6 protein-coding genes are annotated in these 10,901 nt (G+C 39.2%); 3 read left to right on the plus strand and 3 right to left on the minus strand.

What is annotated here, in order from left to right; all coding sequences use genetic code 11:
• Positions 1-67: 67 nt before the first annotated feature.
• From FJ651_RS10100 to FJ651_RS10110, 3 genes are all read left to right on the plus strand, one after another.
• Complete coding sequence (locus FJ651_RS10100; protein WP_140990391.1) at positions 68-511, plus strand: hypothetical protein; 444 nt, start codon at positions 68-70, stop codon at positions 509-511.
• 5 nt (positions 512-516) lie between these two features.
• A complete protein-coding gene (locus tag FJ651_RS10105; RefSeq protein WP_140990392.1) occupies positions 517-2,313 on the plus strand; it encodes an adenylate/guanylate cyclase domain-containing protein in 1,797 nt (598 codons plus the stop codon).
• A gap of 211 nt (positions 2,314-2,524) precedes the next feature.
• On the plus strand, positions 2,525-3,088 hold the full coding sequence (locus FJ651_RS10110) for a porin family protein (RefSeq protein WP_140990393.1): 564 nt from the start codon (positions 2,525-2,527) through the stop codon (positions 3,086-3,088).
• A gap of 71 nt (positions 3,089-3,159) precedes the next feature.
• Here FJ651_RS10110 and FJ651_RS10115 read toward each other — a convergent pair whose 3' ends face one another.
• The 3 genes from FJ651_RS10115 to FJ651_RS10125 all read right to left on the minus strand — a co-directional run.
• Positions 3,160-3,543 (minus strand): hypothetical protein, encoded by a 384-nt coding sequence (locus FJ651_RS10115; RefSeq protein ID WP_140990394.1) that lies wholly within the window; start codon positions 3,541-3,543, stop codon positions 3,160-3,162.
• Between the two features lie 18 nt (positions 3,544-3,561).
• On the minus strand, positions 3,562-5,688 hold the full coding sequence (locus FJ651_RS10120) for an elongation factor G (protein WP_140990395.1): 2,127 nt from the start codon (positions 5,686-5,688) through the stop codon (positions 3,562-3,564).
• A gap of 158 nt (positions 5,689-5,846) precedes the next feature.
• The coding region (locus FJ651_RS10125; RefSeq protein WP_216746124.1) for an HYR domain-containing protein at positions 5,847-10,901 on the minus strand (5,055 nt) is incomplete at its 5' end.

Below are 10,901 nucleotides of genomic sequence, written 5' to 3' on the forward strand. Positions count from 1 at the left end.
TACAAAAAACATTAACTATTCTAAATTTATAATTTTAACTATTAATAACTTAAAAACCCGACTAATCATGGGAGGAAAACCAGCCAACACAATCATTACGCTAACTGTAACAACCGAGGGACTAACCACAGATCCAGACAACATCAATAATCATGTTGTTTTTTCTGACAATCAAAGTGACCCGTTAGAAAATCCGGGTCATCCAGAGACCTATGTGTCTACTGTAAATAAAGGAGCAACCTGCGAGTGGCAAGGCGTTGCTGCGAATGGCAGAGACATCATAAATATTTTGAGTGTTGTTAAAAAAAATCCAGATGGTATCGACATCTTGAATACACCAATCCCACCTGGTATACAGGACCCTAAAGGTGGAGGTAAAAAACTTACAGCTACAGTTAGAGGTAATGCCATAAATGGAGATGAGCCTTATACAGTTAATTTTTCTATCAACGATAGTCCTATCATATATCCTGTTGATCCTAAAATAAGGATGCAAGAACAAACAAGTTAAGCACTATGTTAATTAAAATTAAGACCTATATCCTATGTATAGGTCTCTTTTTTTTCAGTATTCAGAATTCTAACTGCCAAAATCAAAAGGTTGCGGATAGTATTAAAGAATTGCTAAGATCTGGTGACTCTGAAAAGTCTGAATACCTACAATTAGATCTAATCAGTTTTTTTGAAACTAATCCTGACTCTGCTTTATTTTATGCAGAAGTTCTAATTGAGAAAGCTATTGCTGTAAAACCAAAAGACTCTGCTTTAAAAGCGTTTAGACTGGGTTACTTGGCAAAAGGAAATGCTTTGCTTAAAAAAGGGGATAATTCAAAAGCAATAGAAGCTTTTCTGAAAGGGCTTGAATATGCCGAAAAGACTAAGAATGAAAGATCAATGGCATTAATTCAGATTTCTATTGCGGACACCTATGCAGCTATGGAAAACCATGAATTTGCAGAGCAATATTATACTAATGGTATAGAAATGTTGAGGAGAATACCAGATTCAACAAATTTAGCCGGTGCACTTTTAAATGCTGGTGATTGGTCAATAACGATTCAAAGATATAAAGAAGCTCTGGAGTTTTTTGAAGAGTCTAGCAGTATTTATAACAATAAAAATAAACCAATTGGAATTGCCTATAACTTAGGTAATATCGGTATCGTATATGCAGAACAAGGCAAGGATGAGCTCGCAGAGGAGAATATAAATAAGGCTATTAATATTTTAGAAAAACTAAAAGATTATTATCCAATATCCGTATACTTAACTTATTTAGCAGATATATATGCTGATAAAGGTAATTTTGACGTTGCCTTTAAGTATGGTTATCGCAGTCTCGACCTAGCAAAAGCCTATGGTTTAAAAGAACAAATAAGCGAAGCTAATCTTAAGCTTTCTGAACTTTATGAAAATGCTGATAATGCAAATTTGGCTTTAGATTATTTTAAAAATCATATTGTTTACCGAGACAGTGTGCGCAATATTGCCGAAGTCCAGAAGATTTCTAATGCTATAAACAGCAAAACACAAGCAGAATTAGAACTAGAAACTCAAAAGGGAAGAACCAATCGCATCATCATGTATTCAATAGCCGGTGTTTTATTTTTTATAGGTTTATTAGCTTTCGGCTTATTTAGACGGAATAAATTTATTAAAGCGACCAATAAAATTATTGCCACAGAGAAAGACCGTTCAGATAAATTATTACTTAATATTTTACCAGAAGAAACCGCACAAGAACTTAAAGATAATGGCAAAGTAGAGGCGAAGAAGTATCCTTCGGCAACAGTTTTGTTTTCAGATTTTAAAGGATTTACAAGTTATGCAGAGAATCTTTCTCCTGAGCAATTAGTGCAAACGATAGATCATTATTTTTCTAAGTTCGATTTAATTATGGAGAAATATGGATTAGAAAAGATTAAAACCATTGGAGATGCCTATATGGCTGTTGGTGGTTTGAGTTATGATAACGTTGATCAAGCAAAAGAAATGGTGTTAGCTGCAAAGGAAATGAATGATTTTGTAAATCAGGCAAAAATAGATGATAACACAACGGCGACGTTTGATATTAGAATTGGGATTAACACAGGTCCTGTGGTAGCAGGTGTTGTTGGTACCAAAAAGTTTGCCTACGATATTTGGGGAGATACTGTAAATATAGCGTCGCGTATGGAAAGTAATTCAGAACCGGGACGCATTAATATTTCTGAAAACACCTACGAGATCATAAAAAACGATTTTAATTGCGATTATAGAGGTGAACTCGATGTGAAGAATAGAGGAAAATTAAAAATGTATTTTGTTAATTAATCTATATTCTACCTATATTTCTTAAATTAATGTATATAAACAACTTGCAAGATCCAAAAGAACAAACACCATAATTTCCGTTGATTGTAAATATCACTATAATTTATATTATGTAAAATAGAAATAATCTTAATTCCTGATGCTTCTCCTATTCATATATATCAATTAATTTAATTATTATTGCGTCGTTCAATTTAAAAGAAAACTTCTAATGAAAAAATTTCAATTATTTATTGCGTTAATGTTATTTATGGCCTTAAATGCACAAGCTCAAAATGAATCAAATGGGAACACTTCCACAAAATTTGGTTTAAAAGGTGGTTTTGCCTCTCTTGCTTTAAAAGTTGATGTTGAAGGCACCAACGTTAATGAAGATGTTTCAGGCTTCTATTTAGGTGGTTTTGCGGAATTTTATCTTTCCGATAATTTTAATTTATTACCAGAACTAACCTATGCGCGATTTACTGAGGATGGTGAAAGCTCAGACGTTTTGCTAATACCGGTTTTATTGAAATATAAACCAAATGAAAGATTTGGTTTATTAGCAGGGCCACAATTTGACTATTTGTTGAATGAAGAGGATTCTGAAGGTTTAAAGCGATTGGGTTTTGGTCTGGCCGTTGGTGCTTCTTACGACATTACTGATAATGTTATTATTGATGCTCGCTATTCTTTTGGTTTGTCTGATCGTATTGATGATTTAGGCGATTTCGATGGATTTGATGTCAAAGCCAAATTAAATTACTTTCAAATTGGTCTAGGTTATAGATTTTAATTCTGTTTGAAATTAAACATAAATAAAAAAGGCTGTTCTTTAAACAGCCTTTTTTATTACATCAATTTTACTTAAGAATTCTCTAAAAGAAAATCCATAATCTCCTCTTTTAAATCGTAATGTAAACGGATGTAATTGCGCATATCTTCACGCAATACTTGTTGATCATCAAAAATGGTATTATTTAAATCTCTAGTAATGATTAAATTATTAATACTGGCTAACAAATTTTTACAGCGATGTTTGAGCTTGGCAATGGCATCTTTCTCTATCAATATCCGATTCTGAAACACATCTAATTTCTTTAATTCTATTACATCTAATTCTTGTCTGGCAATCAATTCGTCTAATTTTTCTTTAAAATTATTCATTTCGTCCAAATGAAATCTCAATTCGCGTTTCCATGTGTCTATATTAAACTTTAAATCGTTTAGATACGGTGTTGTGGTTTCCATAAGTTTGCGTTTTTATTGTTATACTTCTAATGTTTCGGTTGTAAATTGGCTAATTAATTGTTGTTGAATATGGGTTGGTACCGATTCATAGCCTTTAAATGATGTGGCAAATGTGCCGCGACCTTGTGTGATACTTCTTAACTGCGATGAAAAATTATCGAGCTCGGCTTTTGGTATTTGTCCTTTAATTAACTGGTAATTACCATCGTTATTAATGCCTTGAATAATGGCGCGTTTGGTCTGCAACTCGGTCATAACACTACCGGTCATGGTTTCGGGGATTTTAACCAAAATATCATTAATTGGCTCCATTAATTTAGGATTGGCATTCATAAAGGCATCTTTAAAAGCCTGTGCTCCTGCTATTTTAAACGAAATATCATTGCTGTCTACCGCATGCATTTTTCCGTCATACACCATAACTCGCACATCTCTAATATAAGACTTGGTTAGTGGTCCGTTTTCCATAACTTCTAAAATACCTTTCATAATAGATGGTAAATAACGCGTATCTATTACACCGCCAACTATACAGTTGTAAAATATCAACTTGCCGCCCCAAGGTAATTCTACTTCTTCTTTACCTCTAATGTTAAATCCTTCGGGTTCGTCCATACCTTCCGTCCAGGGTTCAATTTTAAGATGTACTTGTCCGAACTGTCCCGAACCACCCGATTGTTTTTTATGTCGATAATTAGCCGTGGCACTGCGCTGAATGGTTTCGCGATACGAAATCTTAGGAGATTCGAATCGGGCTTTAACGTTATAAATATTTTCAAGTATCCACTCTATTGCTGCCAAGTGTAATTCGCCCTGACAGCCAATTATAGATTGATGCGTTTCATTATTATAACTTAAAGTAAGGGTTAAGTCTTGTAAATGAATACGTTTTAAAGCTTCGTTTAACTTTTCTTCTTCTGAACTATTGGCAGCAAACACTGCTTTTTCAACACGTGATTGCGGAAATTTCATTGGCTTCACTGTTGCACTGTTTGGGTTTGCTCCTAAGGTATCGTTGGTTTCGGTAAATTTTAGTTTGGTAGTAGCACCAATATCACCGGCTGTTAACTTTTGAACAGCGTGTTTTACCTTACCGTCCATTATAAATAATTGGTTAACAATTTCTTGCTCACCGGTTCGGGTGTTGTATAATTTATCGTTTACCTGAACTTCGCCCGACATGACTTTAAAAAACGACAGCATGCCCAGATTAGGTTGATAAATAGATTTAAAGATAAACAAGGCCGTTTCATTCTCAGGATTGGCTGTTATCAACTCCCCTTCTAATGTTTGTTCCGATTTTAAATCAAATGCAGAAGGTGCCACATGGTCTATAAAGCCCATTAAACGACCTGTACCCATATCTTTTAATGCAGACACACAGAAAACCGGGAATAAATCGTGGTTAAGCATGCCTAGTTTGATTCCTTTGAGCAATTCAACTTCGCTTAAATTACCTTTATCAAAATAAAGTTCCATTAATTCTTCGTCGTTTTCGGCGGCTTTTTCAACTAATATGTTGTGTAGTTCGTTGGCCTTTATCAATTCTTTTTCTGGAATTGGCATTTTCTCCGGTTTCCCGCCTTCAGGACCAAATTTGTAGCACTTCATTTTAAGCACATCTATGATGCATTGAGAACCGTCAATTACTAAAGGATATTGCACCATCACCGCATTATTACCAATCAGTTCATGCAAACTTTTATAAGCCATTTCAAAATTGGATTTTTCGTGGTCTATTTTGTTGATAACAAAAACAGTAGGTTTATTGTAACGGTTGGCATAGTTCCATATGATTTCGGTACCAACATCTACGCCGTGTTTGGCATTTATCACCATGGCAATAGTATCGGCCACGCGAATTGATGAGATGATTTCTCCAATATAATCATCCATTCCCGGAGTATCTATCAAATTAATTTTGTAGTTGCGCCATTCGGTATGCAAAGGTGTAGCAAAAACAGAAGCACCGCGTTGGTGCTCTAAGTCGTGATAATCTGATATGGTATTTTGTTGTTCTGTACTGCCTCTGCGGCTTATTAATCCGGCCTCAAACAACATGGTTTCTGCCAATGTTGTTTTGCCGGAGTGATGGGCGCCAACCAGCGCCACGTTCTTAATGTGTTTGTTGTCGAATACTTTCATCAGTTATATAAATTTGAAGAGTGAATATTTAATTTAAATAAAGTCTAAATTTAACAACCACTACCCGATTAAAATATGACGATGGTTAGGTTTTGGTCTAAAAAAAAGCAGCCTAAAAATATTTAGACTGCTTTAAATTTGAAAAATTAATATTTAAATCAATTCTTGATGACACTCAAGGATTTGACCTTGCCGGCTTGTGATATTTTAACATTATAAATACCACCTTCTAATTTTTCGCCAAAAGTGTATAATTGGCCCGGAAGGAATTTATTTGAGTGAACCAGTTTTCCAGCGCTATCGAAAGCATAAATTTCAATAATATCAGTTTTATTGTTCGTATTGACTTCGATAGTAAAGTAATGGCTAGATGGATTTGGATAAACCACTACGCTAATATCATCCGTTTCGGTGGTTTCTCTTGATTGATCTGAGTCCTTCTTACCTTTTTTAGGTTGGTGTATTACAATATTTCCACCAGAAATATCATAAGTAGCATCATCATTATCAGCACTATAAATTTGATTGTCATAAATCACATCTCCGGATGCGGTTTCCCAGATCTTAATACGGAATTTATCTATTTCAATAGGATCTTTTAGGTCACCATCTATGGCCGATACCATGAAGGAGTAGCCTTCTTCCCTATTAATAGTTCCGGTGCCTTTATAAATTCCTTTATGACCTGCAATTACCAAAGACATATCTTCATGAGATGAACTATTGAAATTAAGGTTGCCGTTTTTAAATTGGAATTCAGTATTGCCATCTAATCTATTACTTCCTCTTCGGTATTTGGCAACAAAACCAAAATTGGCTCTTCCTTCAGCATTTAAATCTAATTGATAAGCTCCTAGAGGAGACCAAATCCAACCACCTCCGGTGATAAACCCACCATTTGGGTCAAAGACAACAGCCAGATCGGTGAGCGCAATGGTCTCATTACCACAGGCGTCAATAAGAATCAATTCAATTTGGTAAACTCCTGGTGTTGTGTATGTATACTCAGCAGCGAAATTGTTAAATGGTGCATTGATAATAGTTTCTTCACCATTATCCCATGTCCATTTTGCTTCAGCCACTTCTCCTATTACTTCTGCCGAAACAAAAATTGAGGTATTAATCTGAATAGGGTCAAGAGGTCCAGAAATACTTACTATTTCAAGTGGTTCTGAGCATGGATCGTCAGAACATGATCCAGCTATGCCCGGGTTAATAAAGAAGTTAGTATCATCACAATCTAGGTTATTATCAACATAGCCCTTTGGCGCTGTACAGGCAAATAACGGCTGGGCATTCACATCTCCATAGCCGTCTCCGTCTGCATCAATATAGAACTCGGATTGAACACCTTCATCGATTGTTCCGTCGCAGTTGTTGTCTTTACCATCACAAAGCTCAGGAGCTCCGGGATAAACAGTGTCGTCAGCATCGTCACAATCGGTATTATTGGCTACATATCCTTCAGGAGCATCACAGGCAAATAACGGCTGGGCATTCACATCTCCATAGCCATCTCCATCAGTATCGGGATACCACGGAAGTAATGTGGTAACTATGTCACCATTAACACAAGATTCACAGTCAGTATCAAATAAAATACCATCATCTATTAAGCCATTACAGTCGTTATCCTTGCCGTCGCACAGTTCCGGAGCTCCGGGGTAAACAGTATCATCTGAATCATCGCAGTCTCCTTGATTTGGAGTAAATCCATCACCATCAGCATCTATATCACCGGGATTCTGATTATTATCCTCTGTGACAGTCACCGTAAAGCTGCAATCGGCTGTATTGTTGGCAGCATCGGTTGCGCGGTAAGTTACTGTTGTAGTACCTAATGGGAATACGGCACCACTCGCTGGACCGCTTACAAGCTCTAGTGTTGGTATACCACAGTTGTCAATAGCAGTCGGTAATTCATAAGTAATCACCTTGCTAGTAACACCAAAATCAACTGTTGTACTGATATCTGTAGGACAAGTAATTACTGGTACTTGAGTATCATTTACCGTAACATTGAATTTACAGGTTGACTGATTACCCGCTGCATCTTTAGCAGTATAGACAACCTCGGTAATTCCCACAGGGAAGATATGTCCGGGTTCAAAATTACTGGTTAGCGTCACCGAACCGCTGTTGTCGGTAGCAGTTGGTGCTGTCCAAGTTACTGCAGCACTGCAAACATCGGGATCGTTTGCTATTGTAATATCGGTTGGACAATCACTGATTACCGGGTTTTCGATATCATCACTTTCTGTGACAGTCACCGTAAAGCTGCAATCGGCAGTATTGTTGGCAGCATCGGTTGCGCGATAAGTTACTGTTGTAGTACCTAATGGGAATAAGGCACCACTTGCCAATCCGCTGATGAGTTCTATTGTTGGTATGCCACAATTGTCAATGGCAGTCGGCAATTCATAAGTGATTACCTTGCTAGTAACACCAAAATCAACTGTTGTACTGATATCTGTAGGACAAGTAATTACTGGTGCTTGAGTGTCATTTACCGTAACATTGAATTTACAGGTAGAGTGATTACCCGCTGCATCTGTAGCAGTATAGACAACCTCGGTAATTCCCACGGGGAAGATATGTCCGGGTTCAAAATTACTGGTTAGCGTCACCGAACCGCTGTTGTCGGTAGCAGTTGGTGCTGTCCAAGTTACTGCAGCACTGCAGTTACCTTTGTCGTTTGCTACTGTAATATCGAGAGGACAATCAGTAATTACCGGGTTTTCGATATCATCACTTTCTGTGACAGTCACTGTAAAGCTGCAATCGGCAGTATTGTTGGCAGCATCGGTTGCGCGGTAAGTTACTGTTGTAGTACCTAATGGGAATACGGCGCCACTCGCTGGACCGCTTACAAGCTCTAGTGTTGGTATACCACAGTTGTCAATAGCAGTCGGCAATTCATAAGTAATCACCTTGCTAGTAACACCAAAATCAACTGTTGTACTGATATCTGTAGGACAAGTAATTACTGGTGCTTGAGTGTCATTTACCGTAACATTGAATTTACAGGTAGACTGATTACCCGCTGCATCTGTAGCAGTATATACAACCTCGGTAATTCCCACGGGGAAGATATGTCCGGGTTCAAAATTACTGATTAGCGTCACCGAACCGCTGTTGTCGGTAGCAGTTGGTGCTGTCCAAGTTACTGCAGCACTGCAGTTACCTTTGTCGTTTGCTACTGTAATATCGGTTGGACAATCAGTAATTACCGGGTTTTCATTATCGGCGCTTTCTGTTATAGTTACTGTGAAACTGCAATCGGCTGTATTATTGGCAGCATCAGTTGCGCGGTAAGTTACTGTTGTAGTACCTAATGGGAATACGGCACCACTCGCTGGACCGCTTACAAGCTCTAGTGTTGGTATACCACAGTTGTCAATAGCAGTCGGCAATTCATAAGTGATTACCTTGCTAGTAACACCAAATTCAACCGTCGTGCTGATATCAGAGGGACAGGTGATTACCGGAGCCTGACTATCCGTTACAGTGACTGTTTGAATGACTTCGGTAGCTACGTTATTATTAATGTCCGTTACATTCCAGGCGATTGTAGTTACACCCACAGGATATGGATCGGTCAACAATGCACCGTCACTTCTCACCCCTAAAGGATTACCGACAGAGCAGTTGTCCGTTGCACCGGCACTCACTGTTACCGCTGCAGAGCAAAGTCCTGCTTCGGCATTGACGTTTTGATCGCCATTGGTGGTGATTACCGGAGCCTGAGTATCCGTTACAGTGACTGTTTGAATGACTTCAGTAGCTACGTTATTATTAATGTCTGTTACATTCCAGGCGATTGTAGTTACACCCACAGGATATGGATCGGTCAACAATGCACCGTCACTTCTCACCCCTACAGGATCGCCGACAGAGCAGTTGTCGGTAGCGGTGGCACTCACTGTTACCGCTGCAGAGCAAAGTCCTGCTTCGGCATTGACGTTTTGATCGCCGTTGGTGGTGATTACCGGAGCCTGACTATCCGTTACAGTGACTGTTTGAATGACTTCGGTAGCTACGTTATTATTAATGTCCGTTACATTCCAGGCGATTGTAGTTAAACCCACAGGATATGGATCGGTCAACAATGCACCGTCACTTCTCACCCCTACAGGATCGCCGACAGAGCAGTTGTCGGTAGCGGTGGCACTCACTGTTACCGCTGCAGAGCAAAGTCCTGCTTCGGCATTGACGTTTTGATCGCCGTTGGTGGTGATTACCGGAGCCTGAGTATCCGTTACAGTGACTGTTTGAATGACTTCGGTAGCTACGTTATTATTAATATCCGTTACATTCCAGGCGATTGTAGTTACACCCACAGGATATGGATCGGTCAACAATGCACCATCACTTCTCACACCTACCGGATTACCGACCGAACAATTATCCGTTGCACCGGCACTCACTGTTACCGCTGCAGAGCAAAGTCCTGCTTCGGCATTGACGTTTTGATCGCCGTTGGTGGTGATTACCGGAGCCTGAGTATCTGTAACAGTTACCGTCTGTAGCACTTCAGTAGCTACGTTATTATTAATGTCCGTTACATTCCAGGCGATTGTAGTTACACCCACAGGATATGGATCGGTCAACAATGCACCGTCACTTCTCACCCCTACAGGATCGCCGACAGAGCAGTTGTCGGTAGCGGTGGCACTCACTGTTACCGCTGCAGAGCAAAGTCCTGCTTCCGCATTGACGTTTTGATTGCCATTGGTGGTGATTACCGGAGCCTGAGTATCCGTTACAGTGACTGTTTGGATGACTTCAGTAGCTACGTTATTGTTAATGTCCGTTACATTCCAGGCGATTGTAGTTACACCCACAGGATATGGATCGGTCAACAATGCACCGTCACTTCTCACCCCTACAGGATCGCCGACAGAGCAGTTGTCGGTAGCGGTGGCACTCACTGTTACCGCTGCAGAGCAAAATCCTGCTTCGGCATTGACGTTTTGATTGCCATTGGTGGTGATTACCGGAGCCTGAGTATCCGTTACAGTGACTGTTTGAATGACTTCGGTAGCTACATTATTATTAATGTCCGTTACATTCCAGGCGATTGTAGTTACACCCACAGGATATGGATCGGTCAACAATGCACCGTCACTTCTCACCCCTACAGGATCGCCGACAGAGCAGTTGTCGGTAGCGGTGGCACTCACTGTTACCGCTGCAGAGCAAAGTCCTGCTTC

Source organism: Paucihalobacter ruber, from assembly GCF_006494535.1.
In the GTDB taxonomy this organism is placed as follows: domain Bacteria; phylum Bacteroidota; class Bacteroidia; order Flavobacteriales; family Flavobacteriaceae; genus Paucihalobacter; species Paucihalobacter ruber.